This is a genomic window from Pseudomonas sp. GW821-FHT04D07, from assembly GCF_059420225.1.
The window spans coordinates 1-17,040 of sequence record NZ_JBWKTH010000026.1; the positions used below are offsets into that span (position 1 = coordinate 1).

Annotated in this window: 13 protein-coding genes and 4 pseudogenes; 4 read left to right on the plus strand and 13 right to left on the minus strand. The window is 59.3% G+C overall.

Annotated elements, in window-relative coordinates:
* Nucleotides 1–189: 189 nt before the first annotated feature.
* The 8 genes and pseudogenes from AC07T0_RS24450 to AC07T0_RS24485 form a co-directional block, all read right to left on the minus strand.
* Complete coding sequence (locus tag AC07T0_RS24450) at nucleotides 190–1,512, minus strand: ABC transporter ATP-binding protein (protein WP_495003604.1); 1,323 nt, start codon at nucleotides 1,510–1,512, stop codon at nucleotides 190–192.
* 15 nt (nucleotides 1,513–1,527) lie between these two features.
* A complete protein-coding gene (locus tag AC07T0_RS24455) occupies nucleotides 1,528–3,270 on the minus strand; it encodes an ABC transporter permease (protein ID WP_495003605.1) in 1,743 nt (580 codons plus the stop codon).
* Nucleotides 3,271–3,621: 351 nt separating this feature from the next.
* Nucleotides 3,622–3,738: pseudogene (locus AC07T0_RS24460) on the minus strand (ABC transporter permease); the annotation flags it as partial.
* Nucleotides 3,724–3,855 (minus strand): annotated as a pseudogene (locus AC07T0_RS24465) (ABC transporter substrate-binding protein); the annotation flags it as partial. The pseudogenes AC07T0_RS24460 and AC07T0_RS24465, both read right to left, overlap by 15 nt.
* Nucleotides 3,847–4,124: pseudogene (locus tag AC07T0_RS24470) on the minus strand (ABC transporter ATP-binding protein); the annotation flags it as partial. The pseudogenes AC07T0_RS24465 and AC07T0_RS24470, both read right to left, overlap by 9 nt.
* A gap of 14 nt (nucleotides 4,125–4,138) precedes the next feature.
* Nucleotides 4,139–4,291 (minus strand): annotated as a pseudogene (locus AC07T0_RS24475) (acyl-CoA dehydrogenase family protein); the annotation flags it as partial.
* A gap of 133 nt (nucleotides 4,292–4,424) precedes the next feature.
* Nucleotides 4,425–5,912, minus strand: a complete 1,488-nt coding sequence (locus AC07T0_RS24480) for a hypothetical protein (RefSeq protein WP_495003606.1) — start codon at nucleotides 5,910–5,912, stop codon at nucleotides 4,425–4,427.
* A 138-nt stretch (nucleotides 5,913–6,050) separates the two neighbouring features.
* Nucleotides 6,051–7,016 (minus strand): NAD-dependent epimerase/dehydratase family protein, encoded by a 966-nt coding sequence (locus AC07T0_RS24485; RefSeq protein ID WP_495003607.1) that lies wholly within the window; start codon nucleotides 7,014–7,016, stop codon nucleotides 6,051–6,053.
* A gap of 95 nt (nucleotides 7,017–7,111) precedes the next feature.
* Here AC07T0_RS24485 and AC07T0_RS24490 point away from each other — a divergent pair, with 95 nt between their 5' ends.
* Both AC07T0_RS24490 and AC07T0_RS24495 read left to right on the plus strand, forming a co-directional pair.
* Nucleotides 7,112–8,014 carry a LysR family transcriptional regulator gene (locus tag AC07T0_RS24490; protein ID WP_495003608.1) on the plus strand — a complete coding sequence of 301 codons (903 nt, stop codon included), beginning with the start codon at nucleotides 7,112–7,114 and terminating at the stop codon, nucleotides 8,012–8,014.
* A 99-nt stretch (nucleotides 8,015–8,113) separates the two neighbouring features.
* The gene (locus tag AC07T0_RS24495; RefSeq protein WP_495003609.1) at nucleotides 8,114–8,935 is read left to right on the plus strand and encodes a cyclase family protein; all 822 of its coding nucleotides are present in this window, start codon (nucleotides 8,114–8,116) and stop codon (nucleotides 8,933–8,935) included.
* Between the two features lie 18 nt (nucleotides 8,936–8,953).
* On the opposite strand, the gene AC07T0_RS24500 is transcribed toward AC07T0_RS24495, so the two are convergent.
* Complete coding sequence (locus AC07T0_RS24500; RefSeq protein WP_495003610.1) at nucleotides 8,954–10,828, minus strand: ATP-binding protein; 1,875 nt, start codon at nucleotides 10,826–10,828, stop codon at nucleotides 8,954–8,956.
* A 539-nt stretch (nucleotides 10,829–11,367) separates the two neighbouring features.
* Here AC07T0_RS24500 and AC07T0_RS24505 point away from each other — a divergent pair.
* Nucleotides 11,368–11,643: a metal/formaldehyde-sensitive transcriptional repressor gene (locus AC07T0_RS24505; RefSeq protein WP_495003611.1), complete on the plus strand. Its 276-nt coding sequence runs from the start codon at nucleotides 11,368–11,370 to the stop codon at nucleotides 11,641–11,643.
* 114 nt (nucleotides 11,644–11,757) lie between these two features.
* Here the strand turns inward: AC07T0_RS24505 and AC07T0_RS24510 are convergent, their stop codons facing one another.
* The 3 genes from AC07T0_RS24510 to AC07T0_RS24520 all read right to left on the minus strand — a co-directional run bounded on the left by AC07T0_RS24510 (nucleotide 11,758) and on the right by AC07T0_RS24520 (nucleotide 14,337).
* Nucleotides 11,758–12,696 (minus strand): class I SAM-dependent methyltransferase, encoded by a 939-nt coding sequence (locus AC07T0_RS24510; RefSeq protein ID WP_495003612.1) that lies wholly within the window; start codon nucleotides 12,694–12,696, stop codon nucleotides 11,758–11,760.
* A gap of 145 nt (nucleotides 12,697–12,841) precedes the next feature.
* Nucleotides 12,842–13,855, minus strand: coding sequence for a GlxA family transcriptional regulator (locus AC07T0_RS24515; protein ID WP_495003613.1), 1,014 nt, complete (start codon nucleotides 13,853–13,855; stop codon nucleotides 12,842–12,844).
* A gap of 68 nt (nucleotides 13,856–13,923) precedes the next feature.
* On the minus strand, nucleotides 13,924–14,337 hold the full coding sequence (locus AC07T0_RS24520) for a tautomerase family protein (protein ID WP_495003614.1): 414 nt from the start codon (nucleotides 14,335–14,337) through the stop codon (nucleotides 13,924–13,926).
* A gap of 153 nt (nucleotides 14,338–14,490) precedes the next feature.
* Here AC07T0_RS24520 and AC07T0_RS24525 point away from each other — a divergent pair, with 153 nt between their 5' ends.
* Nucleotides 14,491–15,423 carry a LysR substrate-binding domain-containing protein gene (locus AC07T0_RS24525; protein WP_495003615.1) on the plus strand — a complete coding sequence of 311 codons (933 nt, stop codon included), beginning with the start codon at nucleotides 14,491–14,493 and terminating at the stop codon, nucleotides 15,421–15,423.
* A gap of 87 nt (nucleotides 15,424–15,510) precedes the next feature.
* Here AC07T0_RS24525 and AC07T0_RS24530 read toward each other — a convergent pair whose 3' ends face one another.
* The gene (locus AC07T0_RS24530) at nucleotides 15,511–17,007 is read right to left on the minus strand and encodes an aminotransferase-like domain-containing protein (RefSeq protein WP_495003616.1); all 1,497 of its coding nucleotides are present in this window, start codon (nucleotides 17,005–17,007) and stop codon (nucleotides 15,511–15,513) included.
* Nucleotides 17,008–17,040: the final 33 nt, after the last annotated feature.

The following is a 17,040-nucleotide window of genomic DNA, read 5'->3' on the forward strand; positions in this document are numbered from 1 at the left end:
TCCGAATGGACGGCGCAAGGCTCCAGGGCCTCATCGCTGGCAAGCCAGCTCCTACAAGGGGGGCGCATGGCGATATTATTGGAGCGAGCCGAAAATGGTGGGAGCCGGCTTGCCGGCGATGGCGTCCGAATGGACGGCGCAAGGCTCCAGGGCCTCATCGCTGGCAAGCCAGCTCCTACAAGGTTTGTGTCAGATCTCGCCTTCCACGTCTTCCAGGCTGAAGGTTTCGGTGGTGTCGTTGTAGGAGAAGATCTCGGCGTAACGGCCCCAACTGATCACGCTTTCCAGGGTCTGCTCGACGAAGTCTTCGCTGAGGGAGTCTTCCAGCTCCTGCTCGAAACGCACCCGCGGCGCCCAGTGCCCATTACGCTCCTGCAACACCTGGCGAATCCGCGCCGCCAGGGGCACGGTGCGCAACAGGTGCTCGGCAAACATCACCTTGCGCTCCTGGGTACCGTCCTCGGCGAAACGCTTGCCCGAGTCGGTGAGCTTGATATCGGCCCCGCGCAGTTCGGCAAAACCCAGGTGCTCGAGCATCTCGGCCACCGGAAACAGGTCATCGACCTCCAGCAGCAAACGCTCGGCCACGTTCGGCAAACCGGCATGTCCATGATACGGCTCGGCCGCCAGGGCTTCGATCAGACCGGCCATCAGGTTGGTCGGCACTTCCGGCAGGCGGCTGCCCAGTTGCAACTCGGCCTTGCCAGTGCGCTCATCGGCACTGCGACGGTTGGTCATCAGCGCGTAGATATCGTCGACCATCTTGCGGAAGATCGGGTCCAGGCGGTTGCGCGGGTGGGCGAACGGCACCTTGATCTGCGCCACCACACGCCCGGGGTTGGACGACAACACCAGGATGCGGTCGCACATCAGCACCGCTTCCTCGATGTTGTGGGTCACGATCAGGATCGACTTGATCGGCAGTTGCCCGCCGCTCCACAGCTCCAGCAAGTCGGTGCGCAGGTTTTCCGCGGTGAGTACGTCGAGGGCTGAAAACGGCTCGTCCATCAGCAGCAGGGTCGGGTTGACCACCAGGCCGCGGGCAAAACCCACGCGCTGGCGCATGCCGCCGGAGAGTTCGCGCGGGTAGGCGTTTTCAAAACCGTCGAGGCCGATCAGGTCAATCGCCGCCAACGCCCGCTTACGCGCTTCCTTGGGCTCGACCTGCAAGGCCTGCAGGCCGGCCTCGACGTTTTCCAGCACGGTCAGCCAGGGAAACAGGGCGAAGGTCTGGAACACCATCGCCACGCCCTTGGCCGGCCCGTCCAGGCTTTCGCCGTTGTAGAGCACTTCGCCGGAGGTCGGCTGGATCAGGCCGGCAATGATCCGCAGCAAGGTCGACTTGCCGGAGCCCGAGCGCCCCAGCAGCCCGACCACTTCGCCTTCGTGCAGGTGCAGGTCGACTTCGCTGAGGACCTGACGCTCATCCTTGCCATTGCCAAAGCCCTTGCTCACGTTGGTGAGCGAGTAGATTTCACGGGCGCTGCTGGTGTATTCGATATGACTATTCATAAGAGCGGCTCGGAATTAATTCAGACGAAGTTTGTTTTCGGCGATGGCGTACATCGGCCGCCAGAGCAAACGGTTGAAGGCCACCACGAAAACCGACATGACCACTACGCCCAGGGTGATTTTCGGAAAGTCGCCGGCCGCCGTGGTCTGGGCGATATAAGCCCCCAGGCCATGGGCCGCCACCTTGTCCTGGCCCCAGGAAACAAACTCGGAAACGATACTGGCGTTCCATGCACCACCGGAGGCGGTGATCGCACCGGTCACGTAGTACGGGAAAATCCCCGGCAACATGACCTTGCGCCACCACTGCCAGCCACGGATATGGAAGTTGGCGGCGGCTTCGCGGAAGTCGTTGGGGAAGGCACTGGCCCCGGCAATCACGTTGAACAGGATGTACCACTGGGTACCGAGCACGATCAGCGGGCTCAGCCAGATATCCGGGTTCAGGTTGTAGTGCAGGATCACGATGACGAACACCGGGAACAGCAGGTTCGCCGGAAACGCCGCGAGGAACTGTGCCAACGGCTGGATCTTCTCGGCCAGGTGCGGACGCAGGCCGATCATCACCCCCAACGGCACCCAGATCACCGAAGCCACGGCGATCAGCAAGGTCACCCGGACCAGCGTGATCGCGCCCAGGCCGATCACCTCGCCGACATCGGCGAGGGTCACTTCGCTGCTGACATAGATAAAGATGTGATACAGCGCATAGGCCGCGAGCAAACCGATAAACAAGCCCCAGACCCAGTCGATCACCCGCGAAGTCGATGGGCTCGGGGCACTCACCCGAGACTTGACCCGGGGCAGGCTCAGACGCAGATGACCGATACGCGTAACCGCGCGCGACAGCGGCCGGATCAGGCGCTGGATCACCCGGGTCCGCTGGATCAGGTTCAGCACCCAGGATTCCGGCGCCCCGCCCTGGGCCGCGGTGTCTTCCATGCGGAACTTGTCCGCCCAGGCCACCAGCGGGCGGAACAGGAATTGATCGTAGACCAGGATCACCACCACCATCGCCAGGATCACATAACCCACGGCGGTGAGGTCCCGCTGTTCGATAGCAGTGGCCAGATAGGAACCGATACCCGGCAGGGTGATGGTCTTGTCGCCGACGGTAATCGCCTCCGACGCCACCACGAAGAACCAGCCGCCGGACATGCTCATCATCATGTTCCAGATCAGCCCGGGCATGGCGAACGGCACGTCGAGCTTCCAGAACTTCTGCCAGCCGGACAATTGCAGGCTCTCGGAGACTTCCGTCAGGTCCCGCGGCAGCATGCGCAGCGACTGGTAGAAGCTGAACGTCATGTTCCAGGCCTGGCTGGTGAAGATCGCGAAGATCGCCGCGCACTCGGCGCCCAGCACCCGGCCGGGAAACAGCAGGAGAAAGAAGGTCACAGTGAACGAGATATAGCCCAGCACCGGCACCGACTGGAGGATATCCAGTACCGGCACCAGCAGCTTCTCGGCACGCTTGCTCTTGGCCGCCAGGGTCCCGTAGAGAAAGGTGAAGATCAACGCCGCGACCATCGCCGCGAGCATCCGCAGGGTGGTGCGTATCGCATATTCCGGCAGGTTGGCCGGATCGAGGGAGATCACCTGGGTCTGCAGGGTCGAAATCGGTGCCCAGGTTTCCCGTGCGCCGATCGAGAAAAACAGCAGGAAGCCCACCACCAGCGGCAGCGCGATCAAGTCCCAACGATTGGGCAGCAAGCGCCGGGTACTTGCCGGGATGTAATGGCGTAATACTTTATTCATCGTCAATGATTCCAGCAGCGTTCTGAAATACAGGCCCACGAACTTCAGGGTACAAACGCACGAAGCGGCACGGCGCCGGCAGTCTAAGCACAGCACATTCTGAAGAAGTGGTTGGAAAATCGTCGGGGCAAGGCCACGTACTGAACGCTACAGACTGGATACCGGGGCGACGGCCGCGCACCAGCGGTATCCCTTTGTAAATCCCGCTACGTGGCCCACCGAGAATGGGCAGGGTCCAAGTTCGAATCTCCTGGGGGTGGCGGTTGGAACGTGAGGAAGTGGTTCAGCGCGAGATTATACATTTCAAATTGTTACAGTAATGTAAATTCCCTATAAATTGAGCAGATAGCCTCAGGCATGCGCCCAACGCCGATGCAGGCCTCGCGCCAGGGCATCGAGCATAAAACCCAGCACGCCGATCAACAGCACCATGGCCATCAGTTCCGAATAGGCCAGGCGGCGGGCAGTCTGCTGCGGATCGAGGCCAGCGAGGAAACCCTTGTCGCCCTCGATCAGGGTGCTCTTCAGGCGCTTGGCCAGTTCCTCGGTGTAGCTGGGGAACGGATACGGCTGGAAGTCGATACGCAGGACGCACAGTTCCTCCACCAGCTCGGCACGTGGCTGAGGCAAGTCGATACGCCACTCGTCGAGGGTCCGCGCCGGGTTGTGACCCAGTAGCAGAATCCGCTCGGACGGCAGCAGGGCTTCATCGATGTCATGGGTGATCAACACACCGCCGCCGTGTTGTGCTCGGCGATCACCTTAAGCAGCAGTTGTTGCATGTCGGCGCGGGTCACTTCGTCCAGCGCGCCGAAGGGCTCGTCGAGGAACAATACCCGCGGCTGCCGGGCCTCCAGCACAGGCCCGCTCATGCCGCCGTTTCCCGGGCCTGGCGTTGCAGCTCGGCGCGCAATTGCACCAGGCTCGGAGTCATGATCGGCACGAAGGCCGACTCACGCCAACGGCGGGCGAAACCACTGCCGTGTTCACTCAGGTAGGCCTTTCCGCCGCTGGCCTGTATCACCGTTTTTTACGGTGACAAGATGCAGACTAGCCACCGGTTCTGCCAGGAGCAACAGGGTAGAAGTTTCTAGGAAATTTCACTCAAGGGAAAGCGATCCGTCTTGCAAACCAACCACAAGACAACCCAACCCTCACCGCAACCCATAGGAATAAATCCCGCCGTCATTGCTGTTGTACCAATTGCCCTTGGCCCAGATCACCCGGTCCTGCGCGCCTTGAAAGCCGAGAATGCCCAGGTAACCGTCAACCGCCAGCCGTTGCCAGGAGCGCCCCCAGTCCTTGGAGTAGAACACTCCGTCAGCGGAGATGCGCGCGTCCGACCACCAGTAGAGCCAACGTGGCGGCCGGTGTTCGCTTGTGGTGTTGATCAGCAGGCTGTTCTGCCCCATCCAGAAATTCCCTTCGCGTAACTGGCTGTTCGACGCCAACGGCGAAAACACACTGGGTAACTCACCCGTGGGCTGCCACGCCAGCTTGACGGTATCCAGTTCGGCGACCACGTCTTCGCCGTGCTCGCCCTGGTCGATCAGGCCCATCACGCGCCCGGCGCCGTTCTCCACCAAGGCATCGATAAACAGACCTTCCTCGCGCTGCACCGCCCCGACCTGCCACTGCCCCGCCTTGCGCTGCAACGGTGCCCGGGTGGTGATGTTGATCGCCAGGCTGGCGCTTTCAGCGTCGGGATCGCGCCCCCAGAAGCGTTGCGAAACCCAGATAAACGCCCGTTGTGCATCCAGCTGGGTGACATAGGTCTGGATTTCTCCATAGGTACCGGAGTCACGCCATTGGACAATGTCAGGCCGCTTGCCCTGGGCATACTCGGTCGACACCAACAGCGACTCGGCGGCGACTATCGGGGTGCTGCTCACGCCGCGATCAGCGGAATAAAACACGCCGGTGGAGATGGCCCCCGGCTGGTCTTCACCGCTCTCGTTGTCGGTTCCGCTCGGGGTTCCCCAGGCCCAGACTTCATCCTGTCCATGAAAGTAGGGCTTCAGGTTCCAGGCCAGTTGGTTGGCCTTGGGAAACAGACCTTTGGCCAACCAGCTCCAGTGCTTGCCCTGGTCGTCGCTGCGAAAGACCACGGTCTGGCTGATGTCATCGCTGCTCGCGGTAGCGGCTTCAGGTCGGTTAAGCCCCGTCAGCAGGAAAACACTGGCCCCATCCGGGCTGGCCACCAGACAGGCGGCGTCGCCAACATGGGCCACCATTTGAAACTGGCCTTGAGCGTCCAAACGCGAAATAAAGGAGGTTTCCTTGTCCCGGGGGGAGAGAAAGCCGGAGAAGGCGCCCGCGTCTTCCGGCGCCTGATCCTTATCCTCGACCGGCTTGCCATGAAGCACGGCATCCAGGTCCACCACGTCGGCGGTGGGTTGCAGTTGTTTCGCGTCCCCCTCCAGACGCCCCACCAGCCAAGTGCCCCGCGGGGTCACCACCACGCCGGTGCAGTACTGGGTCATCGCGCGCTGCCGGGTGTCCTGCACGGCACCGATCTGCTGCTTGTCCGGGCTGCTCCCGCCCCACTCCAGCTTGGCGCTGGCAATCATCCACATGTACCAAAGCCCGGCGCCGACAAACAACACGACAAACAGCTTGGTGAACAACTTTGATCGAGGCATGAGGGGATCCGAATCCATGGAAAAGGCTGAGAAGCTTTTCGCATTTCTTTCGCCGGGAGTAAATTTTTATTGCTCGTGAACAGCAGACTCCCGTCGAAAAATTGTCAGCGCTGTGACGCCGGTTCCATTCATTCCCCCTTACAAACAGCCCACGCCCTTCAGCGTCGCTTCCATTGCCTGGTCCAGCGGTGTATGCGGCTCCGTCCCCAATACGCTCAACAGATGGGCATTGTTCATGCGCACCGGCTTACGCCACAGGTAGCGCATCTCCAGCATCTCGCGAAAGGTGGTCACAAACGGTGAGACCAATACCACCAGCCACCAGGGAAAACGCCGCAGTTTCGCCTGGCCGCCCGTGCGTTCGACCACGCGGTTGATCGCGGCCGCCATCTGAGTGCCGTCGGCGTCCCAATGTCCAGCCATATGAAAGGTCGCGAAAGGCGCCAAGGTCTCCCGCTGCGCCAACAATTCGACCATGGTCCGCGCCACATCCGGCAGATAGGCCCACTGATGACCGACACCCGGATCACCCGGCAGATTGATCACTTTCACCGCCCGCCCCGGTTTGATCATCCCCATGGAAAGCCAGCTGCTGCCGGCCCGCGGCCCGAAAAAATCGCCCGACCGCAGCACAATCGTCCGAACACCGTCCTGCGCCGCGTCCTGCAAGTGCCGCTCAAGCTCGACGCGAATACGCCCCTTGCGCGTCACCGGACGCTGCGCCGCCTGTTCGTCCAACGCGGCAAAGGCATCCGGGCCGTAGTTGTAGACCGTACCCGGCAACACAACGGTAGCGCCGGCAATACGCGCCGCCGCAATCGTATTGTCGATCATCGGCAGCACCTGCTCGGCCCAATGCCGATAACCCGGTGGGTTGACCGCATGCACGATCACGCTACAACCCTGCGCCGCCCGCACCACGTCGGCACGGTTGAGGGCATCACCACGTAACCACTGGATGCCGTCGCGCTGTTCAGCCGCCGTCGCCAAGCCACGCTTGAGCGCCTGCACCTGCCAGCCGCCATCGCGCAGTTGCCGCGCCACTTCGCCACCGATGCCGCCGCCGGCGCCCAATACCAAAACCTTGTTGCTCAGTGCTGCCATGTCGATTCTCCAGGAAGGTAACGATGGGCAGAGTCTGGCCCTGCCCTTCCAGGAAATAAATTGCATAGCACAAGCTATCCGCCATACATTTATGCATGGACAAAACCATGAGTTGGGAACTGTACCGAACCTTGCTTGCCGTACTGACGGAGGGCTCGCTCTCGGGCGCCGCACGGGCGCTGGGAATTGCCCAGCCCACCGTGGGCCGGCATATCGCCGCGCTGGAAGCGTCGTTCAAGCAACCGCTGTTCACCCGTTCGCAAACCGGTTTGCTGCCCACCGAAACCGCCCTGGCGTTGCGCGGCTATGCCGAAGCCATGCAGCACACCGCCGCCGCGCTGGAACGCGCCGCCACCGGCCAGGGCCAGGCGGTGAACGGCACGGTGCGGATATCCGCCAGTGAAGTCATCGCTGTCGAGGTCCTGCCGCCCACGTTGGCGTTACTGCGCCAGGAGCATCCGCAACTCAAAATCGAGCTGCTGGCCACCGACAAGGTGCATGACCTGCTGCAACGGGAGGCCGACATTGCGGTGCGCATGACCGTACCGAAACAGGATCAACTGATCGCCCGACGTGTCGGCCAAGTGGAACTGGGGCTTTACGCACACACGGATTACTTGCAACGACACGGCACGCCCAGCGCAATGGCCGACTTGTCGCGCCATGCGCTGATCGGCTTCGATGCCACCACCCCCTTCATCCGCGCCGCCAGCAAACAGCTGCCCAACTGGAACCGTGATGCCTTCACGCTGCGCACCGACAGCACCCTGGCGCAACTGGCGATGATCCGCGCCGGCTGTGGCATCGGCATCTGCCAGCGGGCGCTGGCGATCCGCACGCCAGCACTGTTGCGGCTGCTGCCGGAGCCGTTCACGTTCCAGCTGGAAACCTGGGTGACCATGCACGAGGACCTGCGCACCAGCCCCCGTTGCAGGGCGACCTTCGATGCGCTGGTGGAGTGTTTGCTGGCTCACACTCGCCTTGCCCCCACACCCTAGTCCCGCGAATCTGTTTGGCGTCATGGCACAAAGAATGGATAGACTCCGCCGGCACCATGGGCAAAAGCACCCTGGTCTGCCAAAGGAGTAGGTAACGTCATGGAACTATCAAAACAACACAAGGTGCGGCTCAGGCGGATATCTGTCGGACTGCTGACGGCATGGCTGGCGGCCGGTATCAACTACAGCTTCGCCGAGGAGAAGGGAGTCAAGGGAATGCAGAGTATCCAGTTTCAAAAAGTCATTGACCTCAGCCACGTCATTACCCCGTCCATACCATTGTGGCCGCACGATCCTCCCGTCGCCTTCAATGTAGTGGCCTCACAGGAAAAAGACGGTTACTACTTGCGCAGTTTCAGCATGGGGGAACACAGCGCAACCCATATGAATGCCCCCAACAGCTTTCATCCCGACGGCATCGGGATTGATGCCTACAAGCCGGAGTCGCTGGTACGGCCGGCCGTGGTGATCGATGTCCGGGCGCAAGCAAAGGCCAATCCCGACTATGTGATCAGTCCTCAAGACATCAAGAACTGGGAACACGATCATGGTCGCATCGCCCAGGGTTCCGTGGTGCTCTTCCATACCGGGTGGCAAGCCCTGTGGAACGACTCCAAGCGCTTTTTCAATGAAGATGACAAAGGCGGCCTTCACTTCCCCGGAGTCGGCGCCGCCACGGCAAAACTGCTGGTCGAGGAGCGCCAGGTCGCGGGGGTAGGTATCGACACCCACGGGGCCGATCCAGGCCAGGACACGGTATTTGCCACCAACAGCCTGGTTTTGGCGAAAAGTGGAATCATCCTCGAGTGCCTGACCAATCTGGACCAGTTGCCCGCCAAAGGTACAACGCTGGTCATTGGTATCCTGAGGCTCAAAGACGGATCCGGCTCCCCCGCGTCCGTGCTGGCGTTTGTGCCCTGATCTGGTTTTGACGAGAGATTATTCGGCTACCGGGGCACGGGTATGGAACTGCTTCCGGTAGTCCGCCGAACGGCGTAGCACTTCGCAAAAGCCCAGGAAGCTCGCCGGCTTGGTCAAAATATCATTGGCCCCAGCGCCCCTGAAACGCTCTATTTCGTTCGAAAAGGCACTCGCGGTAAAAGCCACGATGTAACACCTGTCGCCCAGTGGCAGCCCACGTATGCTGCGAATGGCCTCCAGGCCGTCCATACCCGGCATGTTGATATCCATCAGGATGACATCTGGAGTCGATGTCATGCACAGCTCGAGCGCCTCGAGACCGTCTGACGCCAGATCGGGCGTATAACCCAACGTCTGCAGCATGGCCATGGCCACCTTCTGATTCAACGGATGGTTCTCAACCAGCAGGATATCCAGCGGGTAATGTCGGGCAAACGACGAATCGAAAACCACCACTGGACGATCGACTGCAAAGGCTATTTCCGAGTCAGAGAAAGGTTCGTTCGCCAGCGAAAAGGAAAACGTCGAGCCGACACCCAACTGACTACTGAAGGACAAGACCCCACCCTGGGCTTCGATCAGGTTCTTGCAGATGGACAGACCGAGCCCGCTCCCGGTAAAGCGCTGATTGGTCGATCCTTCAAACTGAGTAAAGGGCTTGAACAGACTGCCTTGCCGCTCCAGCGGAATGCCGATACCGGTATCACGGACCGAAAAGCAGAGTCGGGATTGAGCGCTATCGTCGCCAAAGGTTACGGTCAGCGACACCTCCCCTGTTTCAGTGAACTTGATCGCATTGCCCAGCAAGTTGATCAATACCTGACGCAGGCGATCAGCGTCGGTTTTAACCAGTAAGGGCACATTCGGCTGCACCGTGACGTCAAGCGTAATGGGTTTGTCCTGAATATTTTGCCGAACCATTTCAACGCTGGAAGCAATCAACGTACGCAACTCGAACACACGAGGCCTCAGGTCCAGTTTTCCTGACTCGATCTTGGCGAGATCAAGAATATCGTCAATCAGCGACAACAGGGTCTTGCCACTGCTATGAATAGTGGTCAGCAGGTCACTTTGCTCTGGATTCAAGGACGTCGCGGCCAGCAGATCGGTCGCGCCGATGACGCCGTACATGGGTGTCCGAATTTCATGGCTCATCGTGGCCAAAAATTGGCTTTTCATGCGATCCGCCTCTTCAGCGGCGCTTTTTGCCTGTTTCAACACCTGCTCGTTGACTTGCAGTTGCCGAAGATGAGTTCGCAGGCGTATGGCATCGATGACAATCAAAAGGCTGAAGGCGAGAAAGACCAGAATGGCAAGCACGATATGCTGCAGGGAATCTTGATTGAGTTGCCGGTAATAGTCCGCCAGCGTAATTTCTGCACCGGCCACATAAACGGTGCCATCCTGTGACGTCAAGGGAACAAAGACCGCACGGAAATCACCCCAGTGGTCCGTGTAGTCGATCCAGCTCGGCGTGCTCCGCTCGAAGCTATCAAGCAAGGCCTGGCTGGCATCCGGATAGGGGTCGAAAAAGCGTACGAAGGTGTTCTCCTGGACTTCCTTGGCCGAGGCACTGGAACTCACAAGGATGGCGTCCCCACCCCGCTTCACCACGGTATAAACGAACGCCGTCCCCATGGACTCGTTAAACCTGGAAAGTTTGCGAATCGTACTTAAGTCTTCTGCCTCGGACTTCGAATTCCTGTCGACCAAATGATCATGATATCGATCCCCCAGAATAGCCGAAGCGCCCAAGGCGGCATGCAGAAGTTTGTCATTGATACTCTGCGTCAGGATAGCTTGGGCCTGAGCGTGAAGATAATAAATATAACCACTGACCCCAACAATATAGAGAAATAATAAAATCCCTATATTACGTCTGACTTTGAACATGCGTCACGGCCTCCATTGCCATCAACATCAAGTCGCTGAAATCTCGCTCCATGCATTGCTTACTCAGAATAAGTCAAGCATGGGCGAAATACAACGTTTGAGGATTGACTGCCCCCAAGGGCAGCCCCAACGAAGTCATGCAAAGTGAAAGCACGGATTATCTGCACTATACCGCCACTTGTTCGAGCATTACTCAGGGCGACCCTCCATCAGGCCGTTTGATAAAGCTCGACCGTGACATGCACCCGCTCTTCGTGAATGGCCAATTGTGCCTTGAAGTCGTCAGGCGTGGCCGTTAATTGCGTCACCAGGCTTATTATTGTAGTACCCACCACCGAAGCTCTTGGCGACCATCATGATGGCGGTCAGGATCATGGCGCTCCGGGTGTTGGACTCCGCCAGGGGATTTCCATCGTTGATGGATTCTCGAATAGCAGTTCTGATGAGTAGCATTGAGTGAAGACATTGGGCTACAGTCCTGATGACACGCTCAAAATATACTATACCCCAGTATAGATAACACAGAATGAGACAATTTAATGCCGCATACCATCAAGGATAAAAAGCGCCTGCTGACCCGCGTCAGGCGTATCAAGGGCCAGGCCGAAGCGCTGGAAAACGCTTTGAATATGGAGGTCGAGTGCACCGCCGTGCTGCAACAGATCGCGGCGATCCGCGGGGCGATCAACGGTTTGATGGCCGAGGTGCTGGAAGGTCATATCCGCGAGCATCTGGGCGCGGACGATGTCACGCCAGCCCAGCGTCGCGAGGATGTGGATGACGTGGTGTCGGCGCTGCGCTCGTATTTGAAGTGACTTCGACGGCCCTGGTGAGGGCCGCCTGGAGCGCGCCGCGGGGAAAGGACCGGCACGCCCAGGGTGACGCGCGGGTGCTGGCTGGCTTACAGCAAAGGGCAAAGCCCGAAGAGCCTAGGCATTGCTTCGGCCATCAAACTCAAACCAGAAACTGGCCCCGCGACTTTCAAATCGACCATGCATGAGTGCGCTCAGCAGATCATCATTGAAATGCTTGTGATAGGCACTGCCAAACAGCAGTTTTGTCCGCGGGTTATCAATCATCAGCGCCAGCAGAAGGTACTGTTCCGTCCAGTAGATCTGATGATCGATCAGCCATGTCGTCGGAAGACCGAAGGGCAGAAAAACATCATGCACATGGACAAATATCTTCTTGGTGATTTTCGGCAGCAGACGCAGGTAAATATGCAGGCAATCGCTACCGGTTTTTACCGTGTGGGTGGAATCGATAAACAGGATATCGCCATCTTCCAGCGTGGCATTCAGCATTTCGACGGTCAGATCCTGAGCACGCAACGTTTGCAGCTCAAGCGCCCCTTCGTTGCCCAGGGCCGTGATGAACGGCCTTGGAAAGGGTTCAATGCAATGCAGTGTCCCCGTCCCGTTCTTGCGCAGGGCCTCCACGGCAATCAGCGATGAGAAGCCGCTGCCGATTTCAACAATGCTCTTGGGGCGGATACGCCTGATATAGGCGTAATACGCCACCGCATCACTGCAAGTAAACTGGCCGTTTTTCCAAAAGTAGGAAGTGCAGGTTTCCTTATCACCGACTTCCGTGGGCGTAAAATCGATCGCATACGGAATAAGCTCGCTGAGCTCCGCCCGCAGCCGTTCCGGGTCGAACAGGCCGCAATTCAAATAAGGCGGCTCTGACTCAGTGTATTCGTAGGAACTGGCTATCTCGGAAAGCGATGGCGTGCTGGCGTAAAAATTGGCAGGGGTGACATTAAGGCCATGCGCTTGCAGTCGCGCCCTGTCCTGTGGGTCCGCCCAAAGCAGCTTTTGCATCACCGGCAATGCCGCATTGAACTCTTTATCCGTGACACGTTCCATCTTCTAGAATTCCCGTTCCACACTATGTTGAGCAGAGCACTACTGGGTACGGGCAAAGCATAACGCATGAGCCGCGCCCTCTCCTACTCGGCGCGGCAAGGTAAATCCGCTCAAGCCAACCCGGTGCGGCGACTCGAGAAAAACTTTATTTAACCAGACGCTTTTCCTTGGACGGTCGGTAGCCGAAATACGAGCTGTAGCATTTGCTGAAATGGCTCGGCGATACAAAACCACAGGCCACCAGCACATCGACCTGGGACAACTCGGTGTGCTGCAGCAGCCGACGCGCCTCGGTGATACGCAATTCCATGTAATAGCGTTGCGGCGTGGTGCCCAGTTGCTCCTTGAACAAACGTTCGAGCTGTCGCCGGGAACGGCCGGCGTAGGCGGCCAGTTGCTCCAGTTCAAGCGGTTCTTCGAGGTTGGTATCCATCAACTTGACCACTTCCCGTAGTGGCGCGCTCACACAGACATTTTCAGCCGGTTTGATGCGCCGGTAGCGCGACTCCTCGAAAGCCAGGATGTCCTCGATACCCTCGACCAGGGCTTTATCGTGCAAACCCTTGATCCAGTCCAACGCCATATGGAAAGCCCCCGAGGGGCTGGACGCGGTGAGCCGGTCCCGATCGATGACATAGGCCTCACTGGTGACCTGCGTCGCCTTGGAGATTTCCGCCAGGGCCGGACGATGTTCGGGGTGAATCGCACAACGGTAGCCATCCAGCAAGCCCGCGCACCCCAGGAACCAGGCGCCATTCCACAAGCCGGCCAGACTGACACCCTGATCTGACGCGGCCCTCAGCAGGCTGCTGAGCTCATCATCGACCTTCAGTTCTGTCCGGTAGCCGCCGCAAATGACCAGCAGGTCCAGGTTCTGAATGGCGGAAATATCGATACGGGCATCGGGTCGAATGACCAGGCCCAGATCGCTGATGACCTCCCCGTCATCCAGGCCGAAGGTTCGCGAAGAGAACAACCCGGGCCGCAGCAGATTCGCCGTGACCAGCGTATCCAGTGCCTGGGTAAACGCCGGCAGGGAAAAATGCTCGAGCAGCAGAAAGCCTGTCCGGGTCATTTGTCCAGGCTGGCCGGGGCTTTCATTCAGATAGCGGAGGTTTTTCCCCTTCATCCCTCCACTGAATTGGCGTCGTTCGATCAAGGTTTGAATCACTCGATTGCGTTAACCAACAGTTGTTTGGTGGATTGATCAGGGGCAACACCTGGCCGCTACACGCTGGAAGCATCACCGACTTGTTGCTCCAGCGCCATGGCAAATTTGCCCAAGCCCACCGACCAATCCGAATAGTCATTCTCATGCATGAAGATGAAAATGTCTTGCGGGCGAACCTGTGCCTGAGCAGCGAGGTTGTGCGCAATTTTTTGGTAGAGCGCGCGCTTCATCGCGTCACTGCGACCTCTGCGCATCGTAATTTCAATCACGATCAGATGGTCTGAACGCGCAATGCCATTAAAACTACGGCTGTAAAAAAACTGTTGCGGATCATAATCCACAACCAGGTTGAACAGCTCATCCTGGGGCATACCAATGCTCTCTACCAGCGCTTGGTGTATGCCATCGACGATGTGTTGACGTTGCTGCTGGCTGGTGCCGCTGATGACCGATGTTCTAACGAAGGGCATGGGATATTTTCTCAATTGATTCAGGAGATACGCCTATCCTCCTGGCGACCCTTGAACGGCAGCCAGACGGGCAGGAACCGACTGATTCTGCAAAACCGGAACGGGCCTGGAAATCGATTTATGCGCTCTTTCAATTTGAGTTAAAGTCACTTTATGAAACGTCGCCTCCCACCACTGAATGCACTCCGCTCTTTCGAGGCTGCCGCCCGACTGGGAAAAATGACGTCCGCCGCCGAAGAGCTGTCTGTCACACCCGGAGCCGTGAGTCGCCAGGTACGCCAGTTAGAGCTGAGCCTTGGAGTGGAACTGTTCGAGGGTGCCAAAAACAAACCGCGGCTCACCGCCGCCGGGAAAGAGCTGCTGCCCGATTTGACCGCCGCGCTGGATCAGATCGAGGCCGCCGTCGGCAGAATCAGTGATACCGCGACGGGTATTCTGGACGTGTCCTGCTTCAGCACGTTTACGCTCAAATGGTTGATTCCCCGTCTTTTCGACTTCAATGCGAAGTACCCTGAGATCAAGATTCGCTTGAGCTCCTCAGCCCAGGCCAGCGATCCGGGCCGAGACCGCTATGACGTGATGATCAGTGCTGAGCAAGGGGTTGCTGACGGTCAGGAAAATACCCTGCTGCTGTTTCCTGAACGATTGGGCGTCGTGCTGTCACCCACGCTAGCCGCGCGTATTCAACTAACCGAGTTGAACGCCATTTTCCGGCACCCGCTACTGCACACAAAAACTCGCCCGGACGCCTGGACCAGTTGGAGTGATGCAATCGGCTATCCGGCGGTCGTGCCGGGCGGAGTGGAGTTCGAACACTATTATTTTACCCTGGAGGCGGCGATTTCCGGCCTGGGCATTTGCGTCGCCCCCTGGCACCTGGTGGCCGACGACATTCGTCTTGGCCGTTTACTCGCGCCATTCGGCTTTCACCAAAGCCGCTACACCTATATTGCCAAGCGCAGCCCGGAGCAGAGCAAGAAACTCGACCTGTTCTGCACATGGCTGCTGCGGCAGGCCGAACAGAGCCACTTGCCGAGCGCTTTCCAAGACCCGCCACCAGAGTCGCCATGCCGCTCAGCACCGTGAGCGAAGCGCAAGCCGAGCACGCTCATGCAGCGCGCAGCCACGGCCTCCGAGCACCTCAACGAAATCCATTGCCCCGTCGTTGATCCACTATACCGAGGCGATCACAGACGGCTGCGTGGCCGAGTCCTTGTGTCGCTGCAGCACGGTCCGTATAGCGTTGCCAAGGCGCTGGGCGCCGAGGACTATCTCATTCAGAGCGGGGGCCGCGTAGCACAACCTGAGATGGTTTGATGCGCCTCCATCGGGCAAGAATGCCCCACCACCACGTATTGATACGCCCTCGGCGGCAGCGGCGGCCTCAACCTCATGTGCCTGGATGGGCTTTGGCAGATACGCCCAAAGGTAGAGCCCGCCTTGCGGCGTGACACAGCGCAGTTCCGGACAATGAACGGCGAGTGCGCTAATCAGAGTGTCACGGCGCGCCTGAAGCGCCGCGCGAAATGGCGGCAGGTGACGGGCGTAAGCGCCGCTTTGAAAGAAATCAGCCAGAACGGCCTGGGCCAAGGTCGGTGTCGAGAGGTCGAGGCTGGCCTTGGCCGATGACAGAAGTTCCAGGGCGGCCAGAGGGGCGACCAGCCAGCCAAGCCGCAAAGCCGCACTGACGGTCTTGGAAACGCTGCCCTGATGAATCACGATTCCGGCGGTGTCGAGGCTCTTCAGGGTCGGCAGTGTTTCGCCAAAGGCAATATCGCCGTAGACATGGCTCTCCACAATCGGTGTGCGCAAGCGGGTGCAGATGTCCAGGATACGGTGGCGGCGCTCCAAGCTCATCAACCGGCCCGTTGGGCATTGGAAGGAGGGGATCAGATAAACAAACTTGGGGCGCTGGCGAATCAGAACATCCTCCAGGGCCGCGGGGTCAATCCCCTCGCGATCCATGGCGACCCCCACCACTTCGGCGCCAACGGCTCGAAACGCCTGAAAGGCGCCGGGCCAAGAGGGACTTTCGCTGACCACTATGTCGCCTGGCGAGAGCAAGGCGCGGGCGATGACATTGAGGCCCTGCAGGGCACCACCGGTGACGAGAATCTCGTGGGCGGTGGCCTTCACTCCATTCGCGCGCAAGATGCCGATTAACGCCTCGCGCAGAGGCGCCAACCCGAGGATGGGTGCCGTCTTGGTCAAGACTTCCGGGGCTTGCACGACTCTGCTCGTGCAAACCGCGAGGGCGGCGCTCGGTATAAGGCTGGGGTGCAACCAGCCGTCGCCGAGCGAGATGAAGCCGGAGCCTGTGGCTACGCGGACTTCTCGACCCAAGCGGGCGAACCGTGAGGCGAGCTGCGGCCAGGCAATGGCATCGGCGGATGCTCGATCGGGATCGTCGGTAATCACCACAGTGCCGCGCCCGACATAGCCGCGCACCAAGCCCATGGCCATCAACTCCTGGTAGGCGCTTGTGACGGTGGTGCGGCTGACGCCCAGATACTCGGCGCAAAAACGCTCGGACGGCAGTCGAACCCCGACGGCGATGCGCCCCGCCCGGATCGCGTCCGAGAGGGCGACAGTCAACTGCATATAGATCGGCTGAGTGGCCGTCGGATCGGGCTGAAAACCAAAGTCAACCAGGGCTGTGGGTATCGCCATAAGGTGTTTTTAACCAGTCCAATTTTAAAATGG